This window comes from Pseudarthrobacter sp. NCCP-2145, assembly GCF_023708005.1.
Taxonomy (GTDB): domain Bacteria; phylum Actinomycetota; class Actinomycetes; order Actinomycetales; family Micrococcaceae; genus Arthrobacter; species Arthrobacter oxydans.
The window spans coordinates 1-19,112 of record NZ_BRCG01000036.1; the positions used below are offsets into that span (position 1 = coordinate 1).

A 19,112-nucleotide genomic window follows, 5' to 3' on the forward strand; every position below is an offset into this window, starting at 1 on the left:
TTCGGACCTGACCCGCATTGAGGGCTTCCTCCGGTCTGCCGGGACCGGGTTCGCCGGAGCCGGATTGACAGGCGCGGGGGCCGGGCCGCCGGGCCGGGGCGCTTCCGGTGCCGCAGGCCGGGCGGCGGGCAGCGGCGCGGCCCGGGCAGCTGCGTCGGCCTGACGGCGGGACTGCTCTTCCGCCGCGGCGCGTTTGGCCGCCTGGGATGCCTCGTAGGCAGCCAGCGCCGCCTGGCCCTGCCGGTAGGCGTTCTCCACCTCCGCCGTCGTGCCCTTGAGCGACGCCAGCTGCGCCGTTAACTGCTCGCTGCGCTGCTTCTCCTCCGCAGCCTGGCGGGCCACGGCGTCCTGGGCTGACCGGGCCTCCGTGAGCCTGGCTTCGGCTTCAAGGGACAGCCGCCCGCGCTCATCCTTCGCAGCCTGTTCCTGGGCCGCCAGCGCAGCAGCGATCTTTCCTGCGGCCTGCGCCTTGTGCACGAGCGCGGCGGTCTTGTCCCCCACGATCTGCACCACGTTGAGCCCATGCACGGTGTTGCCCTGGACGGCGTCGAGGGCAACAAAGAACCCCATGTTGGTACCACCGGTCTTGTATGACTGGGCCGCCAGCGCACCGAGCTCTTTCCTGTGCCGGACCAGCTCGGAGTCGGCCTGCGCGGCCTGCGCGGCCAGGGCTTCCACCCTTGCAGACGCAGCCTGCAAGGCCGCATCCGTCACCGCATACTCCGCCGCTGCCTGCACCGCCACGGAGCCGGTGGTCTCGGACTGGTCCTGGAGGGCGGACAGCAAACCACCAATCCTTGCAATTTCCGCGGCTTTCCCGGCTTCGCTCTCTTTCGCGTCCTGTACCTCCTCCCAGGAGGGGTAATCACCGGGCGGGACCTCCGCAGCACCCGCTGGGGTAAGCCATAGGGTTCCCACCAGCGCACACGAAACAAGCGCCGCGGCGAGCCGCGCCCTGGGTTTGGTAACGAACCGGCACATAGTCGGGAAGCCTACCGCCTTCACCCTCAGGTTGAAGGCGGACGTTTCTACATCGTTATGGACCGGAGGCAGCTACGGTGGCGGCAAGGGCAGAAGGGCCGGCCCTTTACAGATGCCGGCCGAACCAGGCAAGGGTGTCGTTCCATGCGGCCGTCGCCTGGGCCCCGTTGTAGCGGTCGCCTGTGTCGTTATGGAAGGCGTGGTCCACGCCGGGGTAGACCGTGAGCTGGTGGACAACGCCGGAGGCTGCCAGCGCATCCTTAAGCGCAGGCATGGGCCCGGTGATGCGTTGATCGAGTTCAGCGTAGACCCCGAATACGGCCGCCTTGATGTCCGGCACTTTGGCCAGGTCAGGGGCAGGTCCGTAAAACGCCGCTGTTGCCTTCAGGCCGTCCAGCTCGGTGGCCGCCTGCCAGGTGATGCCGCCGCCGAAGCAGTAGCCGGTCATGGCGACGCGGCCGCCGTCCACGAAGTCCTGGGCCCGGAGGTACTCCAGTGCTGCGGCGAAGTCGGCCACGTGCCGCTGGGCGCCGGCCTGGGTGAGGGCGCCGGGTACAGCGTCCCGGTCCATGCCGGCCGTCCCGCCTTCGCGGCTGAGCAGGTCGAGCGCGAGGGCCGCGTACCCCTCCTTCGCGAACCGGCGGGCCACGTCTTCGATATGGGGCGTCAGCCCGCGGTTCTCATGGCAGATCAGCACGGCAGGAGCACGCCCTTCCTGCCCGGGCCTGGCCAGGTAGGCACTAACGGAGGCGCCGCCGGACGGAAACTGAACGGACGCCGTCGTCAATCCTGGCGCCCCCTCCGGGACGGAGAGCGGGCTTTTGGCCCCGGGCACCGCACCCGACCCCGCGGTCCCCGCAGCGGACGTCGGGGAAGGTTCCGGGGTGGGCATGGGGTCTGTGCTCCGTGGCACCTCAGTGGGGGTACAGCCCACCAGCAGCATTGCCGCCGACGCTGCCGCCATGCTGCCGGTGATGAAGGCGACACGCCGGGTAAAGGTCCGCTGGCTCAGCGCGCCGGACCGGTAGTCATCGAAGAATTCCTCGATCAGGTATCTCTCAAACTTGCCAAGCTGCGTCACGGTCTGCCTCCTCGGGGGTGCCGAACATACTCCTCCCCCAGCCAGCTCCGGACAAGGTTTCCCGGCGGTCTCTGCTCCCACCTTTATCGCTTTGTGATAAAAAACACTCTCTGCAAAATCGGCGCGCCTTGTATCCGTACCCACAGCCCCATGGCACGCGAAATCCAGTCGATGGCGCAACCGAGAGAACCGCCTCGCATGTTATCCAAATGTGACAATGGGTGCTAAGTCGGGTTATGGTCATCTGGTGTCCCTCCCAGACGGGACATTCCCCGTCAGAATGCCGAGCCCTGCCACTGACCCGGGAACCAACGCTTTCCAGCTGGCAGGGACGGGGGAACCAAGTTTCCGCGGCCTTCAGAAGGCCTTGGGGTTAAGTCGATAGCGCCTCCGTTCCATTCGGAGTTGTTACCGGCCGGGTATCTCCAACCCGAACCCGACAGCTCACCCCGCAGGCATGGGAGAGGCGATCAACTGTGTCAAAAAATTCCACCACTGCCCGTCACCGCGCAACCCCGGCCCGCTCCATCGTGATCGAGGGACTGGCTGTTTCGGCCAAGTCCCTGGGCCGTCCGGCTCTCGCCGTAGCAGCAGCCTCCGGCATTGCCTTCGGCGTCGGCGCCCCGGCCCACGCCGGTGTGAACGGTCCGGACACCACCGAGACCGCTAGCGTCCAGGCGTCCGCCGCCCCCGCTGCGGCAGTTGCAGCCCCCGCCGCAGCGGCCGGCAACGTCCACACGGTTGTATCGGGCGACACCCTTGGTGCCATCGCGTCGATGCACGGTGTCAGCCTGAATGACGTCCTGTCAGCCAACGGGCTTTCAGTCTCCACGATCATCTACCCCGGTGACCAGATCCAGATTCCCGCGGCGGGCTCTGCTCCGGTCGCAGCCTACGTAGCACCGGCTGCAGCACCGGCACCGGCTCCTGTCCAGACCGCTGCCGCCGCCCCGGCGAACACCGGAATGAACATGTCCTACGCGTCAGCACCGGTTGCAGCCACGGGCAGCGGCGCCGGTGCAGCCATCCTGGCCAACGCCTACGGCCAGGTTGGCCAGATCCAGGACTGCACCGCCATGGTGGAGAAGGCCCTGCGCACCGTCGGCAAGTCCGTTGGTGACCTGGCCCCCGGCCAGTTCTACCAGTACGGCACCACCGTGGGCACCCCCGCCCCCGGTGACCTGGTGATCACCGCCGGCCACGTAGGCGTGTACGCCGGCGACGGCCAGGTTGTCAGCGGCGGCGTAAACGGCAACCAGACTGCTGTGCACTCCATCAGCTGGCTCAGCGGCGCTTCCTTCGTCCGGGTGGCATAGTCACCACGGCAACAGCAGCCGGCCCGTAAGGGCCAGGCCACTGCACACAAGGGCGGCAGCCGGGTTCTCCCGGCTGCCGCCCTTGTGTGCGTCCACGCTTTTTATTCCGGATCCGTCCGGAGGCCGGCGCCTTCCCGGGTCAGGTGCCGCAGAAGGTCCGGTAGGCGCCGAAGCCTTCCGGCGGGCCCTCGGTGTAGCGTTCCAGCCCCCGGCGTTCCTGGAACGGGGACCTCACCACATTCAGGAAACGGTTGAACGGGGCCATGTCCCCCTCCGTTGCAGCCGCCAGCGCTTCCTCCACCAGGTGGTTCCGGGGAATGTACACCGGATTGACGCTGTCCATCAGCCCGGCGTCGGGCTTCAGGGCTGCCCAGCGCCCAGCCCAGGCATCAAACGCGGCGAGATCCAGGACCATGCCGCGCGCCGGCCTGTCATCGCCCCGGGCAGCCTGGCCCAGGCTCCGGAAGAACTGTGTGTAATCGACAGGGCCGTCCTTCAGCAGGGCGATTACCCCGTCCACCAGTTCCGATGCCTCGTCTCCCTCCTTGCTTCCGGCCGGTCCGCCTTTGATACCAAGCTTTGCCTTCATGCCGTTGAACCAGGCGTCGCTGTAGTGGCTGCGGAACTTCCCCAGCGCCTCCACGGCGGGGGCGACTGCCTGTTCCTGGTCCTCATGGAAGAGCGGCAGCATGGCCTCCGCCAGCCGCGCAAGGTTCCACTCAGCCACCACCGGCTGGTTGGCGTAGGCGTAGCGGCCGCCGACGTCGATGGAGCTGTACACGGCACCGGGGTTGAAAGCGTCCATGAAGGCGCAGGGGCCGTAGTCGATGGTTTCGCCGGAAATGGTCATGTTGTCCGTGTTCATGACGCCGTGCACGAACCCCACCAGCATCCACCGGGCCACCAGCCCGGCCTGGGCGGCCACCACGGAGGCGAACAGTTCCAGGTAGGGATGTTCCGCCCGGGCTGCGGCCGGGTAGTGCCGGCTGATGGCATGGTCCGCCAGCCGGCGCAGGAGCTCCATGTTGTCCGTGGCCCGGGCATATTGGAAGCTGCCCACCCGGAGATGGCTGCTGGCCACCCGGGCCAGGACGGCGCCGGGCAGCATCGTGTCCCGGCGCACCGGGCGTCCTGTGGCCACAACGGCCAGGGCCCGGGTGGTGGGAATGTTCAAGGCGTGCATTGCCTCGCTGACGAGGTATTCCCGCAGCATGGGGCCGACGACGGCGCGGCCGTCGCCTGCCCGGGCGAAGGGCGTACGGCCGGAGCCTTTGAGATGTATGTCCCGGCGGCGCCCGGCAACGTCCACCAGTTCGCCGAGCAGGAGCGCCCGGCCGTCGCCGAGCAGCGGCGAGTAGCCGCCGAACTGGTGCCCGGCGTATGCCTGGGCAACCGGGGTGGCGCCGGCCGGGACGTGGTTCCCCAGGAGCAGCCGCACGCCTTCGGGGGTCTTGAGGTATTCGGGGGCAAGTCCCAGCTCGCCGGCGAGGGCATCGTTGAGGACCAGGAGCCCGGGTTCGGGCGCTTCCTCAGCCTGCCAGGGAACAGCGAGTTCCGGGAGTGAACTGGCGAATAGTCCCTCGAAGGTGACAGTTGATTCTGCTGCTGCAGTCATGAATCAACCCTATCGCCGTCGTTTGTCCTGCGGTTGATCAGCCAGGTGATAAGCCACAGGATGACCCCAATGGCCATCAGTCCGCCGGCGATCTGGTACTGGATGATGTTCCTGCCCACCCACGGCCCGGCCAGGAAAGCGCAGAGCATGGCGGCCACCAGCGGGAGCGGGCCGGGTGAAGTGAAGAAGACCTTGCGGTGGGGATCCCGCTTGCGGCGCAGCACCAGGCAGGCCACGTTGACCGCAGTGAACACGCACAGCAGCAGGAAGGCTGTGGTGCCGGACAGGTTGGCCACAATGTTGCTTTCGGGATCACTGGTGACGTACAGGATGAGGCCCAGTGCCAGGACAGTGGAGAAGGCAATTCCGGCCCACGGGGTGCGCCGGACCGGAAGGACTTTCCCCAAGGCACCGGGCAGGACGTGCTGGCGGGCCATGCCGTAAATCAGCCGGCTGGCCATCAGCATGTTGATGAGGGCCGTGTTGGCGACCGCGAAGACTGCCAGGAAGGGGAAGACCCTGTCGATGGGGAAGTCCGGTGAGCCCTTGTGGACCACTTCAAGCAGGGCAGCGCCCTCAGCTTCCCGGATGCCCTCGAGTTCGGTGGGCGAGAGGACGCTCACCACGGACACCGCCACCAGCATGTACAGCAGTACTGCGATGCCCAGGCCGGTGAGCATGGTGCGGGGAAAGATCTTCTCGGGATTCCGGGTCTCTTCCACCATGTTGACCGAGTCCTCGAAGCCCACCATGGCAAAAAACGCGATGGAGGTGGCTGCGGTGACGGCCAGGAAGAGCCCCTTGTCCTGGGAGTCGTTGAAGACAAAGATCTCGCCCGGGTTTCCGGTCCCCTGGGCCATGACAAAGAACCCGACGCCGATCACAATGCACAATGCGGCCATCTCCACCACCGTGAGCACCACATTGAACTTGACGCTCTCCCCCACCCCACGCAGGTTGATGGCGGCCAGGAGGAGCATGAATCCAAGGGCAACCGCGGTGATCACGCCCTGGCCGGGTTTGCCCATCCAGCCGTTAATCTCAAGGCCGCCAAAAAAGTTCTGCGCCAGGACGTTCGCCGAGGTGGACGCGCTGGTGATTCCGGAGCAGACCACCGCAAAGGCCACCAGGAAAGTGACGAAGTGTATGCCGAACGCCTTATGCGTGTACAGCGCAGCCCCCGCCGCCTGGGGATACTGCGTCACCAGTTCAAGGTACGAGAAGGCGGTCAGCGTGGCCACCACGAAGGCCAGCAGGAACGGCAGCCAGACGATTCCCCCCACGGTGCCGGCCATGGTCCCGGTCACCGCATAGACGCCGGCGCCGAGGATGTCCCCCACGATGAACAGCAGGAGGAGCTTGGGTCCAAGCACTCTCTTGAGGGTGGGCTCCTTGCCATGCGCAGTAACGTCTGACACTTCTTCTGAAGCTGCACTCATGAGTGACCTCCATGGCTGGCTTGGCTGGATGAGGGGTTCGGCATCGATGCGGTAAGCGGCCCGTGCTGCAGCACGGCGCCTTGGGACCAGCGCCGCCGCTGGGGAAAGCCGATGCGCTGCAGGTCCTCTGCCGCGATGACCGCAGCAGTACCCGCACGGGCGCGCGCTTGGGCCGAGAGCAGTGCGGCGTCGCCGCCATACCGCGAGGAGAAATGCGTGAGCACCAGGCTCCGGGCGCCGGAATGTGCCGCCAGCTCTCCCGCCTGCCCTGCCGTGAGGTGGCGGTACTGGCCGGCCAGCCCGGCGTCGTCGTCGGCAAAGGTCGATTCGGCGACGAGGAGATCGGCGCCGTCGGCAAGTTCCTCTGCGCCCGGGCAGGGCGCAGTGTCCATGACGAAGGCGAAACGCTGGCCCGGGCGGGCGACGCTGACGTCATCGAGCCGCACCCCGCCCAGGGTCCCCTGGCGCTGCAGGCGCCCTGCGTCCGGCCCGGCAATCCCTGCCGCGCGCAGGCGTTCCGGCAGCAGGGTCCGGCCGTCCGGTTCGGCCAGCCGGTAGCCGTAGGTTTCGATGCGGTGCCTGAGGGGACGGACGTCAAGCCCTTCGGCTACCGGTCCGCCTTCACCGTGCGGGTGCAGCCTGAGGTCGATACCCGGGGTGCTGACGGATACCAGGGCGCGGACCACGTCCGCGCCGGAGGACGGATAGTGGAGGTGGACCGGGTGGGGCACAGCATCGAGGGCCATGCGCGAGAGCACGCCCGGCAGCCCGAAGCAATGGTCACCGTGCACGTGCGTGAGGCAGATGCGGGTGACCATGTTTGCGGAAACCCCGGCGTGGATCATCTGGCGCTGCGTGCCCTCGCCCGGATCAAAAAGCAGGCCCTCGCCGTCCCAGCGCAGGAGGTAGCCGTTATGGTTCCTGGTCCGGGTGGGGACCTGGGAAGCGGTGCCGAGGACAACGAGCTCGCGCATGGTTTTAAGGGCCAAAAAGCAGGTGCCGGAAGTTCCGGTACCTGCTTTGTTGGATGCGGCGGCGGCTTAGCGCCGCCGGAGCATTCCCATGATCCTGCCGGCTGCGCCGCCCGGCCTTGCACCTGCGGCACCCGTGGTGCCGGGCGTCCGTCCGGTGGCGTTCAGCCCGGTCCCGCGGGCAGCCCCGCCGGTCCCCGTCCTGCCTGCGAATCGTCCAGCGGCATTTTTGATCATGCTTCCCAAGTTCATGTGAAACTCCTTCAGTAGTGATCCTGCCAACCGATATTCATCAGCCTGCTTATGATTTTAGCCTAGTTTGGCCGCAGGTCGAGGAAATTGGCCAAACATCCCCCACCGTGAGGTTGAGTCTGCAACGTGGCCCGGGTGGCTCGGGAACAGGGGCGGTGGTCCCTACCGGCGAGCTGGTGCGGCTGCTAAATTTGCACGCCTTGGGCCACCCCCCGCGCCAGGAAACCCGTTATCCGGAAGGTAACCATCATGCTTTCAGACACCTCCCTCCCCGTGATCAGGGCAACGCTGCCTGTGGTCGGCGAAAATATCCAGGAGATCGCCAAACGGTTCTACCAGCACATGTTCGAGGCACGGCCGGAGTTGCTGGACGGCCTGTTCAACCGGGGAAACCAGGCTGACGGCCGGCAGCAACAGGCGCTGGCCGGATCCATCGCAGCGTTCGCCCGTTACCTCGTGGAGAAACCGGACCAGTTGCCTGACCACCTGCTGTCCAGGGTTGCCCACAAACATGTCTCGCTGGGCCTGAGCCCTGACCAGTACCAGATTGTCCACGAGCACCTGTTCTGGGCCATCGTTGATGTGCTCGGCGAGGCCGTAACGCCGGACGTGGCTGCTGCGTGGGACGAGGTCTACTGGCTGATGGGCAACATGTTGATCAACCAGGAGCGGGGGCTGTACAACGCTGTGCACTTGTCACCGGAGACCATCTGGCGCACCTGGCGGGTGGCTGAGCGCATCCAGGAGACGGACGACGTCGTCACTTTCGTTGTGGAGCGCGTCGACGAGAGGGAGGTGAAGCCTTCCCTGCCGGGACAGTATGTGACCATCAAGATGCGCATGAAGGACGGCGTCCACCAGCCGCGGCAGTACAGCCTTACCCGCGCGGACGACGGCAGGCACCGCCACTTCGCCGTCAAGCGGGTGCACGGGCAGGGAACTCCCGACGGTGAAATGTCCAATCTGCTGCACGACGACGTCAAAGTCGGGGACGAAGTGGTGCTCTCAGCCCCGTTCGGGGATGTAGTACTGGAGTACACGGACCGGCCGGTGGTCATGGCCAGTGCCGGGATCGGGGTGACGCCGATGGCGGGCATGCTCTCGCATCTGGTGAAGGCCGGCAGCCAGCGCCAGGTCATGCTCCTGCATGCCGACGACAGCCCGGAATCTTTTCCCCTGCGCCGGCAGGTCGCCCGGGACCTTGAGTTGCTGTCCGACGGCACCATGCACACCTGGTTCCTCAACCAGGACGCCGACGCCTCCGGCTTTACCGGATTCATGGACGTGAACGACGTCGAACTCCCGCTCGACGCCGAGTACTACCTGTGCGGCCCGCTGCCCTTCCTCCAGTCCGTGCGGAGCAGCCTCATCTCCAAGGGCATTCCGCCGAAGGACATCCAGTACGAAGTGTTCGGTCCGGACCTCTGGCAGGCCGACTTCCAGTAGGGGAAACCACCTTGGGCGGACAGGCTTAGCGGCTAAGCCGGCGGACAAAGGGCGCCTTGCCCAGCGGTGTCCGTTCAAGGTGGTCCACCATCCCCACGTCAACGGGTGTCCCGATGACCCCCGCGGCGTGGAGCGCGCCGGCGACCGCAGCCTGGACCCCCTGGGCGGTGTTTCCTGCGGCAAGGCCCAGAAGCAGAACGCGCAGCCCCGCCGGCTCCTGCACCACCTGCCATCCGCCGGCAGCTGCCTGGTCGAGAACGTGGTGGAAGACGATGGGGTGGACCCTGACCGGACCCGCCGTACCGGGCAGTTCCAGGACATCCTCGATCCGACCTTCGATGTCCTCCAGCAGGGTGAAGGAGCGTCCACACGGACAGCCCCGGCCGCCCAGCCTTACGTTGTCCGACATTTCGTACCGGATGAGGGGAAGGGTCCGTGAGAACAGGACTGTGACCAGCACCTTGGCCCCCGTTTCTCCCGGCGGTGCCGGGTTCCCGCCCTGGTCTACGGGTTCGACGATCAGCAGGTCCTCGTAGAGGTGGCTGTTGCGGTAGACACACGGGGAGGCGATGCCGGCCGTTTCGGTGGCAGCGTAAACATCCACCGGCGCACTCCCCCAGGCCTTCTCCAGTTCTTCGGCGGCGACGGGCGTAAGCACCTCGGCGGCTGACATCACTGCCTGTGGCAAGATCCTCAGGCGGCCGGCCAACTGTTCCACCGCCAGAGGGCCCAGGGCTGAGGGATAACCAACAAGTACCCTGGGCTGGAACCCGTTCAGCGCGGCCACCGTCTCACCGATCGGGGCTGCCACATCCAGGCGGAGCGTCGGGACCAGCCCGGAGCGCAGTGACGCTCCAAGGACGGCGGACTGGTGCGTGGGGACGCGGGACGTAACCAGCGCCAGTTTCAGTGGACGGCCCGGCCCGGCCTTGATTCCTGCCCAGTCGTTCGCCCTGGCGTAGGAAGCCACCACGGTTGCCCACTCGGAACGGTTCCAGATGAAGGTGCCGCGCGGCCCCGCGGTTCCAGCCGTCGCTGCGGTCCACCAGCGCCCCCTCCATGGCACGCCGGGGTCTCCGTCCTCCGCGGCCAGCGACCTGAGGTGCTGCTCCACATCTGCAAGCTTCAGGCCCGGCGCAGTCACGGCCTCATCGAAGTGGCGCATGAGGTCTGCCTTGGTCACTGGAGGCAACTGGCCGAAGGGCGCCTCTTGGAGGCCGGCATGATGGCGCCGGTAGAATGCTGAACCCGCATAGGCTGCGCGGCGCAGTTCCTGCAGTGCGTGTTCCTGATGTGCGGCGATTTTCATGGCGTCCCACTGGTCCCGTCTCCGCCAGGCAGCGCGGAGGGACAACACCCGGGACACAATCCGAAGGTCCATATCCCACCTGCGAAGAGCTGGCAGCCGGATGCCTAGGCTCCGCGGGCGCGGCGGAGCGCCGCCAGCCGCGAAGTGTATTCCGTCTCGTCTATGTCGCCGCGGGCGAAGCGTTCGGCAAGCAGGTCCTCCGCCGCGCTTTGACCGGGACCGGCGCTTCCGCGCCCGCGGTTACCCGGGGACATGGAGCGGGCAAAAAGGACGATGGCAGCGATGACCGCACCCCAGAACAGGATGAAGCTCACCACCATCAGGACGAAACCCCAGGCGCCCATGTTCCCGTCCCAGTACATCATCGCTGCTCCTCCGCCCTGTTGCCGGCACTTGCTCGACTATCCCGGCAGGGGGCCGTCGGGGGCCAGAGTCTTTCGTCCCCTGGCTTCACCTGCCCGGCTTACGTGCTTTCCGGCTTCTCAACGCTCCAGATCGTCCGGTTCGAATTCACTGAGCGGCGACCCGCCGTAGGTTTCCTCAGCATCGCTGGCAGCGGCCTCGCCAAACTCGGCGTCGGCAACGGGCTCATCCTGGATCAGCGGATCCTCCTGCCAGCGGTCCGGATTATTCTCGGCCGCGCCCGGGTAGCTGTCCGGCTCGCCATGCACGGGGTCAAGTTCAAGGGAGGCAGCCGCGCCGGGCGTCTCATCAAGGAGCACGTCGTCATCCTGGACAATTTCAAGACCCTCGTCGGGAAGGTTCTGTTCCGTCATGGTGATGCCTTTCTCGTGAACCGCTGGAGTAACGATAGTAAGCATACTGACCACATGGTGGCGCTGTTGACAACGCATCAACGCCGGGATTTTGCCGTGACCTTTGGCCCTATGTCTGCCGTGGGCGCGGGGCCAGTCTTGAAAGCGACCACGCCCGCGCGAACCAGGAGATCCGGCCATGACAACTCGTAAACCAATCGCGGCTGCCACCAACGACTCACCGCAGAGCCAGGCGGCGGTGCTGTGGGCTGCACGCCGGGCGGAGCGGGCCGGTTTGCCCCTGGTGATCCTTCATGTTGTGGACGACAGGTGGGTGGCGGAGCCGTACCCATGGATCGGCGTCATGGAAGAGGCCGGGGACCGGCTCCTGCAGACGGCGGCCGGACGCGTCCGGGACGCGTTCCCCATCAGCATTACCACCCGGCTCCTCACCGGGAGCATAGGACGTTCAATTGCGAAGTACTCAGCCAAGGCGTCCATGCTGGTCATCGGCTCGGGCACCGGCCACCTGGGCGGTTCGCTGGCCGACCGGGCCCTTCAGGTCGCAGCCTCTTCGAAGGTTCCGGTGGCCGTGGTGGGAACGCAGGACCTGGAGGGCCGCTCCGGCGTGGTGGTGGGTGTTGACGGTTCAAAGGAAGCCACCCAGGCCGTGGCTTTCGCCGCAGCAGAGGCAGACCGGGAAGGTGACGAACTGACCGTGGTGTATGCCATCATCGCCCCGGACCGGGTGGTGGATGCCGGCCTGACATCCACGAGCCTCGCCGAGTTGATCGCCGAAGAGGAGCGCCTTGTTTTGGCCGAGACGGTGGCCGGGCTCAAGGTGGACTATCCAGGCCTGCAGGTACGCCAGGTGCTGGAAACCGAGCGGGGTCCAGTTGAAGCCCTGGTGGATGCCGCCCTGAACGCCAGGATGCTTGTGGTGGGCAACCGCGGCAGGGGCGCGATCCAGCGGCTCCTGCTGGGCTCCACGGCCCATGGCGTTCTGCGGCACCTGCCGTGCCCCACCGTCATTACCAGGATCCAGGCCAGCAAGAACAAGAACTAGGCCGGACCGGCCCCCGCTTCTCCTGCTCATTTTCTGTCCCTCCTCCTATGTTCCGGGTTGGCACCATGAAGAAGACTGCTTCAGTAATAATGCTCATCCTTGGGATCCTCATCTCGATGGTTGGCCTCGCCACTCTGGCCGGAGGCGCGGTGGCATCGGTAGTGGGATCCGCACAGGGAGACGGATACCTCACGTCAGGCACCGCCCGCCTGGCCGTCGGGTCCCACGCCCTGACCTCGCCCCGGCTTGATGCGGTGGGCGAGGGTATCCCGCCCCGCCTGCCTTTCGACGTCGGGACGCTGAGGCTGCGGGCCACGTCCGCGGACCCGGGCAAGGAGATCTTCATTGGGGTTGCCCCGCAGGACGACGTTGAGCGGTACCTTTCGGGCGTGCACCATTCGGAACTGCTTGAAGTGGACAGCCGGCCCTTCCGGGCCGAATACCGTGACATTCCAGGCACCGGCACGCCCGCACCGCCTGCTGAGCAGGCGTTCTGGAGCACGTCCGCCTCAGGCCCTGGTGAACAGGAACTGACCTGGGACCTGGCGGCCGGCAGCTGGGCAATAGTCATCATGAACGCCGATGGCAGCCTTGGGGTGGACGCCGAGGTGCAGGCGGGCTTCCGCTCCGATCTGATCATGCCGGCGGCCACGGGGCTGCTGGTGGGAGGGGCCGTTGCACTGGCCATCGGAATCCCCCTGCTGGTCCTGGGCGCCGTAGGGCTCGGCCGGCACGCGCGGCAGTATCCCCGCGGACCTGCCGCACCGCCGCCCGGGTACGGACCGCCAACAGGTTACGGGCCGGGATATGGCACACAGCCGGGCTACGCAGCTGGGTATGGCCCACCGCCTGGCAACGCGGCCGGGTCTGCCCCAATGCCCGGACAGGAACCGCCGCCCGGGTATGCAGGAGGAGGGATCGGGGCATCAGCCCCCGGCACCCAGGGAGCGCCGGGCGTGCCGGGAGCCGCGGTCCAAGGAGTTCGGCCGCTGCCCCTCCCCGGCGCCGCAGACCGGGTAGACCGCGCCCCTTATCCCGCCCGGCTCTTCGGTGACCTTGACCCCGCGCTGTCCCGGGCGATGTGGCTGGTCAAGTGGTTCTTGGCGATCCCGCACTTCATCGTGCTGGTCTTCCTGTGGTTTGCGTTCCTCGTGACCACGATTGTGGCAGGCTTCGCCATCCTGTTTACCGGCCGCTACCCCCGGCCGCTGTTCGACTTCAACGTGGGAGTTCTGCGGTGGAACTGGCGGGTGGCGTTTTACGCCTACGCCGCCGCGGGCACAGACCGCTACCCGCCCTTCACCCTGGCACGCACGGACTATCCGGCGGACTTCGAAGTGGACTACCCGGAGCGGCTCTCGCGCGGACTGGTCCTGGTGAAGTGGTGGCTCCTGTCCCTCCCGCATCTGCTGATCATCGCAGCACTGTCCGGCGCCACATGGACATGGGAGGCGGAAACCACTGATCTGGGCACCACCTACGAGCGCGCAACAGGCCCGTCCCTGCTGGGCCTGCTCGTCCTGGTCGCCGTGGTTGCCTTGCTGTTCACCGGACGGTACCAGCGGCCGCTGTTCGATTTCATCCTCGGCATCAACCGCTGGATCTACCGCGTCCTGGCCTACACCGCCCTGATGCGCGATGAATACCCGCCGTTCCGGCTTGACCAGGGGCCCGCCGACGTCCCGCCCGCGGTGGTGGGACCAGGTCACCAGGAACGGCCACGCCAGGAACCACCTCTGCAGGAGCCACCAGCGACTCTCCCTTAACCTGCCGGGAACCCCCGCAGTGACTTTCGGCCCTACCTCCCGTCGTCCCGCCGGGACATCATTACGATGGACCGCACGGGTCACCTGAGGAGCTGAGATGAGTACTGCTGGAGCACCATTTGCCCGCATCCTTGTGGGCGTCGACGGCTCGGAACCGTCCATCGAAGCCTTGCGGCAGGCCCAGCGCCTGGCAACTCCGCTGGGCGCGAAGGTCCTGGCCAACGCCTACTGGGATTACCCGCAGGTCTATGCGGGCTACGTGATGATGGGCATTGAAGGCTTTGAGGAGCGCGCCGGGGAGATCCTCGACGAGGCGGTCAAAACAGCGTTCGGTGACGAAACGCCGTCGAACGTTATTCCCAGCCTGGTCCGCGGCCATCCGCGCGAATCGCTGATCGAAGCCAGCCGCGACGCGGACATGGTGGTGGTGGGAAGGCGCGGACACGGCGGTTTCGGCGGGCTGCTGCTGGGCTCGGTCAGCTCAGCCCTGGTGGCCCACGCCCACTGCCCGGTGCTGGTGGTCCACACCCCGGATGAACAGTCCTAGGACATTCCGGAGGAGGTCCACGTGGCCGGGACTACGGCAGGCGCAGACCGTTGACGGAGCCGCTGCGAGGTGACGCACGACGGCGGATGGCGGTAGCCGCCGTCGTGCTTGCCCTGATTGTCCTCGCCATCGTTCTTGCCGTCCTTCTGAGGGAACCGGCGGAAAGTCCTCCGCAGCCGGCGGCGCCCTCCACTGCCCCGGGCGCGTCCACCAGCCCCGGCCCGGCTGCTTCCGGCGCCTCTCCCTCAACAGCCCAGCCCTCTCCATCCCAGCCCGTGGAGCCATCGACGGAAACGCCGGAGGCAGGGCAGGATCCTGTCCAGCCACCCGCCACTGTGCCGCCCGTCCCGGTCCCACCGTCCGCGCCGGACGCCGGACCCGGCCCTGCGCCGGATCCAGGGCCGCCGGCGGCGCCGTTCCCTTCCGCGCTCCTGGGCCAGGACCTCACGGCCATCCCGAACGCGGGCCGCGTGGTGGCGCTGACTTTTGATGCCGGTGCCAACACGGCGGGCCTGCCGAAAATCCTGTCCACCCTGTCAGCCAAAGGGGTCACGGGCACGTTCTTCCTCACCGGCAACTGGGTGGAGGCCAACCCCGGCGGGGTGGGCCAGATTGTCTCCGCGGGGCACCGGGTGGCCAACCACTCCATGACCCATCCGGGTTTCACCGGGCTGGACGGCACGCAGATAGCCCGGCAGGTCCGGGGAGCGGAGCAAACCATCCTGGCGGCCGGAGGCGATCCGCGCCCGCTGTTCCGCTTTCCTTTCGGTGAACGGGATGCCCGCACCATCGCCGCTGTCAACAGCCTAGGCTACGCTGCGGTCCGGTGGACCGTGGACACCCTGGGGTGGAAGGGAACCAGTGGCGGCGTGACCGCGCAGGCGGTCGCGGACCGCACGCTGGCCGCCCTGCAGCCGGGCGAAATCGTCCTCATGCACATCGGTTCGAATCCCGACGACGGTTCCACGCTTGACGCCGACGCGCTGCCGGACATCATCGACCGGATCAGCGCCGCAGGGTACGGCTTCGCCACCCTTGACGCGCTGCTGGCCCCCTAGGAGAGAAAGGGCCAGTCATGGAAAAGACCAAGCAGGCGAGATCCACCGGCAGGCGTCCGGCTGCGGCAGCCGGCGGAACGGCTGACCCCGCACACCACGGACTCCCCCTCCATGAGGTGGTCCTGCTGCTCGGGACGGACCACGTGCAGGGCCTCGCGTCCGCGGAGGTGGCCCGCCGCCAGGTCCAGTTCGGCGCCAACGTCCTTCCGCGCTCACGCGGCGGGGGGATCTTCCGGAAACTCGCGCGGCAGTTCAACAATCCGCTGGTGTACGTGCTGCTGGCAGCGGCGGCCGTCACGTTGTTCCTTGGTGAGTACCTGGATTCGGGCGTCATCCTGGCCGTCGTCCTGGTGAACACGGTGATTGGCTTTGTCCAGGAAGTACGGGCAGAGGCTGCCCTGGATGCACTCCACTCCCTGGTCCGCACGCGTGCGGTGGTGGTCAGGGACGGGCAAAGGCAGGAGGTTCCCTCGGAGGACCTGGTCCCCGGAGACCTGGTCCTGCTCGACGCCGGCGACAAGGTCCCGGCCGACCTGCGGCTGGTCCGGCTGTCCGGCCTGCGTGCGGACGAATCCGCGCTGACAGGCGAATCCGACGCAGTGGCAAAGGACGAGGTGGTCCTTCCCCTGACCACACCGGTGGCGGACCGCCGGAACATGGTCTACAGCGGCACCCTGGTGACGGCCGGCACGGGCGCCGGGGTCGTCGTCGCCATCGGCGGCGAGACGGAGCTCGGTGAGATCCATCGGCTGATGGGCGCGGTCCAGCCGGTGGCCACCCCCCTGACCCAAAAGCTGGCACGCTTCAGCATGACGCTGACCGTGGCCATCCTTGCCTTGGCCGCCGTGGCCTTCCTTGCCGGCGTGGCACGCGGCCAGGAGCCCGCCCAAATGTTTACTGCCGCCGTCGCGCTGGCGGTGGGGGCAATCCCGGAAGGCCTTCCCGCGGCGGTCACGGTAACGCTCGCCATCGGCGTTCGCCGGATGGCCAGGCGCCGGGCGGTGGTGCGCCGGCTGCCGGTTGTTGAGACGCTGGGCAGCACCACCGTGATCTGTTCTGACAAGACCGGCACGTTCACCGAAAACCAGATGACGGTGCGGGCCATCTGGACTCCGGCCGGCGCTTACGACGTGACTGGCTCCGGGTACGGCCCGGAGGGGCGCATCCTTCCCGCAGGTGCAGGTGTCCGCGGCGCCGCGGAAGAGGCTGGTGGGGCGGCGGCGACGGCGACGGCGGACGTTGCGTTGCACTGGTCCCTGCTGGCGGGCGGCGCCTGCAATGACGCGAAAGTGATCAGGGAAGGGGACGCCTGGCAGGTCCAGGGGGATCCCACGGAGGCCGCGATGCTGGTGGCCGCCGGCAAGGGCGGCGTGGACGCTGCGCACTTCCTCGCCGCCACCCCGCGCCGCGGCGCATTGCCGTTCACGTCGGAGCGCCAATATATGGCCACACTCCACTCCCCCCGGCTCCCGGACGGCAGCGCCACCGGGCAGGACACCGTGTTGGTGAAGGGCGCCGTGGAAAGGGTACTGGAGCTGTGCTCCAGGCAGATGGACAGCCACGGCGTCGATGGGCACCTCACTACGCAGGCTGTCCTGGAGGTTGCCCACCGGTTTGCCGGCACAGGCTTGCGGGTCCTGGCGACTGCCGTTATGCACCTGCCTGCCGGCACCGCCCTCTCCGACGCAAACCTGCACGGGCACATGACGCTGACAGGACTCCAGGCGATGTTCGATCCGCCGCGGGAGGCGGCCGCGGCGGCAGTCCGTGCCTGCCACCAGGCCGGAGTGGCCGTCAAGATGATCACCGGGGACCACGTGGGAACGGCCGCAACCATCGCCGGGGCCGTAGGCATCACCGCGGATCGGGCAGACAGGACAGCGCTGACCGGAACCGAGCTGGACGCGATTCCCGCAGACCAGCTGCCGGATGCGGTGGAGCGCGCAACCGTCTTCGCGCGGGTGTCGCCCGAGCAGAAGCTCCGCCTCATCGGCGCCCTGCAGTCCCGGGGGCACGTGGCCGCCATGACCGGGGACGGCGTCAACGATGCGCCGGCACTCCGCCAGGCGAACGTAGGCATCGCCATGGGACGGTCGGGGACGGAAGTGGCGAAGGAGGCCTCGGACATCGTCCTCACCGACGATGACTTCGCCACCATTGAGGCAGCTGTCGAGGAAGGCAGGAACGTCTTTGACAACCTGACCAAGTTCATCGTCTGGACGCTGCCCACCAACATGGGGGAAGGCCTGGTGATCCTCGTGGCGATCCTGGCCGGAGCAACGCTGCCCGTCCTGCCCACCCAGATCCTCTGGATCAACATGACCACCGCTGTGTGCCTGGGCCTGATGCTGGCCTTCGAACCGAAGGAGCCGGGCCTCATGTCCCGCCCACCCCGGGCGCCCGGCAGGCCACTCCTGACCTGGACCCTCACGCTCCGTATCCTGCTGGTCTCCACCCTGCTCGTGGCAGGCACCTGGTGGATATTCGAACTCGAACTGGCCGGTGGTGCGTCCCTTGCCGAAGCCCGGACTGCCGCCGTGAACGTCTTTGTGGCGGTGGAACTGTTCTACCTCTTCAGCTGCCGTTCCCTCACGAGGTCTGTCTGGCGGATCGGCTTCTTCAGCAACCGCTGGGTGATCCTGGGCGTCCTGGTGCAGGCGGCCGGCCAGCTGGCCATCACCTACTCACCGGTGATGAACGGACTCTTCCACACGGCCCCCATCAGCGTGGACACGTGGCTGCGGATCCTGGGCATCGCCGTGCTGGCTTCACTCGTTGTCGCCGTGGACAAGCGCTTCCGGCGCCACGCGTTCTAGGCAGGTCCAGCATTCCAGCATCTTTGCCGCACCGGGGCAGCGTCCTCATGGCGTTGGCAGGAGCCGGACCATCACCAGGCCGGTCACTGCGGCCATGGCCAGTGCCATCAGGACGGCCGCCCCCATCCCGATGGCGGCTGTGAGCCACAGGTCCTGGCCAGGCTGCCAGAGCGGGGTTGCAACTGCCATAAAGACTCCCAGTCCCAGGGCCCAGGCGGCGGCACTTCCGGCGATCCACCGCCAGGCCAGCGGGACGTGGCGGCGCAGTTCGAACCATTGGGCGCAGCCAATCGACACCAGGAGCACCACCGCGGCCCCGGTTCCCGTAATGAATTGGGCTGCTGCCGGCCATCCCTGCCAGGACCCGTTGCCGAAAAAGGTGAGGCCCACAGTCCAGGCAACAACGGCCCCGGCAGCCGTGAGCAACACCCAGCGCCGGGCGGAAACGGCGGGGAGCCTGGTCCTGAGAACCCGCACCTGGAACCACCCCAGGACGGCACCCTCAACAAAGCCTGCAAGCACCAGCAGCGGCACTGCCGCCGTGGGCCATACGGCAGCCCAGACGAACTGGGCGGTGGCAGGGGCAAGGAATCCCAGGGCCTCGCCACAGCCCACCCACCCCACCCAACGGGGTAGGAACGTGTTTCCGTGCGTCGCAACGGATCCCTCGGCAGCCACCCTCCCAGAGTAGGGG

16 protein-coding genes, 1 pseudogene and 1 riboswitch are annotated in these 19,112 nt (G+C 67.2%); of the genes and pseudogenes, 7 read left to right on the forward strand and 10 right to left on the reverse strand.

Annotated features, from left to right (window positions below; genetic code table 11):
• Together NFU08_RS20360 and NFU08_RS20365 are read right to left on the reverse strand one after the other, a co-directional pair.
• Nucleotides 1-786: pseudogene (locus NFU08_RS20360) on the reverse strand (lytic transglycosylase domain-containing protein); the annotation flags it as partial.
• 301 nt (nt 787-1,087) lie between these two features.
• The gene (locus tag NFU08_RS20365) at nt 1,088-2,062 is read right to left on the reverse strand and encodes a dienelactone hydrolase family protein (protein ID WP_251425861.1); all 975 of its coding nucleotides are present in this window, start codon (nt 2,060-2,062) and stop codon (nt 1,088-1,090) included.
• 271 nt (nt 2,063-2,333) lie between these two features.
• Nucleotides 2,334-2,535: riboswitch (cyclic di-AMP (ydaO/yuaA leader) on the forward strand.
• 3 nt (nt 2,536-2,538) lie between these two features.
• Between NFU08_RS20365 and NFU08_RS20370 the strand changes: the two genes are divergently transcribed.
• Nucleotides 2,539-3,378 (forward strand): LysM peptidoglycan-binding domain-containing protein, encoded by an 840-nt coding sequence (locus tag NFU08_RS20370; protein WP_251425863.1) that lies wholly within the window; start codon nt 2,539-2,541, stop codon nt 3,376-3,378.
• Nucleotides 3,379-3,517: 139 nt separating this feature from the next.
• Here the strand turns inward: NFU08_RS20370 and NFU08_RS20375 are convergent, their stop codons facing one another.
• The 4 genes from NFU08_RS20375 to NFU08_RS20390 form a co-directional block, all read right to left on the reverse strand.
• Nucleotides 3,518-4,993 (reverse strand): YdiU family protein, encoded by a 1,476-nt coding sequence (locus tag NFU08_RS20375; RefSeq protein WP_174182015.1) that lies wholly within the window; start codon nt 4,991-4,993, stop codon nt 3,518-3,520.
• Nucleotides 4,990-6,432: an APC family permease gene (locus NFU08_RS20380; protein WP_174182017.1), complete on the reverse strand. Its 1,443-nt coding sequence runs from the start codon at nt 6,430-6,432 to the stop codon at nt 4,990-4,992. Before NFU08_RS20380 ends, NFU08_RS20375 begins: the two co-directional genes overlap by 4 nt.
• Nucleotides 6,429-7,406, reverse strand: coding sequence for a ribonuclease Z (locus NFU08_RS20385; protein WP_251425865.1), 978 nt, complete (start codon nt 7,404-7,406; stop codon nt 6,429-6,431). Before NFU08_RS20385 ends, NFU08_RS20380 begins: the two co-directional genes overlap by 4 nt.
• Nucleotides 7,407-7,472: 66 nt before the next feature.
• Nucleotides 7,473-7,655, reverse strand: a complete 183-nt coding sequence (locus NFU08_RS20390) for a hypothetical protein (RefSeq protein ID WP_174182019.1) — start codon at nt 7,653-7,655, stop codon at nt 7,473-7,475.
• Nucleotides 7,656-7,904: 249 nt separating this feature from the next.
• On the opposite strand from NFU08_RS20390, the gene NFU08_RS20395 reads away from it, so the two are divergent.
• Nucleotides 7,905-9,101, forward strand: a complete 1,197-nt coding sequence (locus tag NFU08_RS20395; RefSeq protein ID WP_174182023.1) for a globin domain-containing protein — start codon at nt 7,905-7,907, stop codon at nt 9,099-9,101.
• Nucleotides 9,102-9,126: 25 nt separating this feature from the next.
• Here NFU08_RS20395 and NFU08_RS20400 read toward each other — a convergent pair whose 3' ends face one another.
• The 3 genes from NFU08_RS20400 to NFU08_RS20410 form a co-directional block, all read right to left on the reverse strand.
• Nucleotides 9,127-10,482, reverse strand: coding sequence for a phenylacetate--CoA ligase family protein (locus tag NFU08_RS20400; RefSeq protein WP_174182025.1), 1,356 nt, complete (start codon nt 10,480-10,482; stop codon nt 9,127-9,129).
• 32 nt (nt 10,483-10,514) lie between these two features.
• On the reverse strand, nt 10,515-10,775 hold the full coding sequence (locus NFU08_RS20405) for an SHOCT domain-containing protein (protein WP_174182027.1): 261 nt from the start codon (nt 10,773-10,775) through the stop codon (nt 10,515-10,517).
• A gap of 117 nt (nt 10,776-10,892) precedes the next feature.
• A complete protein-coding gene (locus NFU08_RS20410; protein WP_174182029.1) occupies nt 10,893-11,186 on the reverse strand; it encodes a hypothetical protein in 294 nt (97 codons plus the stop codon).
• A gap of 178 nt (nt 11,187-11,364) precedes the next feature.
• On the opposite strand from NFU08_RS20410, the gene NFU08_RS20415 reads away from it, so the two are divergent.
• The 5 genes from NFU08_RS20415 (at nt 11,365) to NFU08_RS20435 (ending at nt 18,418) form a co-directional block, all read left to right on the forward strand.
• Nucleotides 11,365-12,231, forward strand: coding sequence for a universal stress protein (locus NFU08_RS20415; RefSeq protein WP_174182031.1), 867 nt, complete (start codon nt 11,365-11,367; stop codon nt 12,229-12,231).
• Nucleotides 12,232-12,296: 65 nt separating this feature from the next.
• Entirely contained in the window at nt 12,297-13,997 is a 1,701-nt protein-coding gene (locus NFU08_RS20420; RefSeq protein ID WP_251425867.1) for a DUF4389 domain-containing protein, read from the forward strand.
• Nucleotides 13,998-14,094: 97 nt separating this feature from the next.
• The gene (locus tag NFU08_RS20425; RefSeq protein ID WP_251425868.1) at nt 14,095-14,544 is read left to right on the forward strand and encodes a universal stress protein; all 450 of its coding nucleotides are present in this window, start codon (nt 14,095-14,097) and stop codon (nt 14,542-14,544) included.
• A gap of 50 nt (nt 14,545-14,594) precedes the next feature.
• Nucleotides 14,595-15,602: a polysaccharide deacetylase family protein gene (locus NFU08_RS20430; RefSeq protein WP_251425870.1), complete on the forward strand. Its 1,008-nt coding sequence runs from the start codon at nt 14,595-14,597 to the stop codon at nt 15,600-15,602.
• 17 nt (nt 15,603-15,619) lie between these two features.
• Nucleotides 15,620-18,418: an HAD-IC family P-type ATPase gene (locus NFU08_RS20435; RefSeq protein WP_251425872.1), complete on the forward strand. Its 2,799-nt coding sequence runs from the start codon at nt 15,620-15,622 to the stop codon at nt 18,416-18,418.
• Nucleotides 18,419-18,463: 45 nt separating this feature from the next.
• On the opposite strand, the gene NFU08_RS20440 is transcribed toward NFU08_RS20435, so the two are convergent.
• A partial coding sequence (locus NFU08_RS20440; RefSeq protein WP_309296850.1) for a hypothetical protein occupies nt 18,464-19,112 on the reverse strand: 649 nt, incomplete at its 5' end.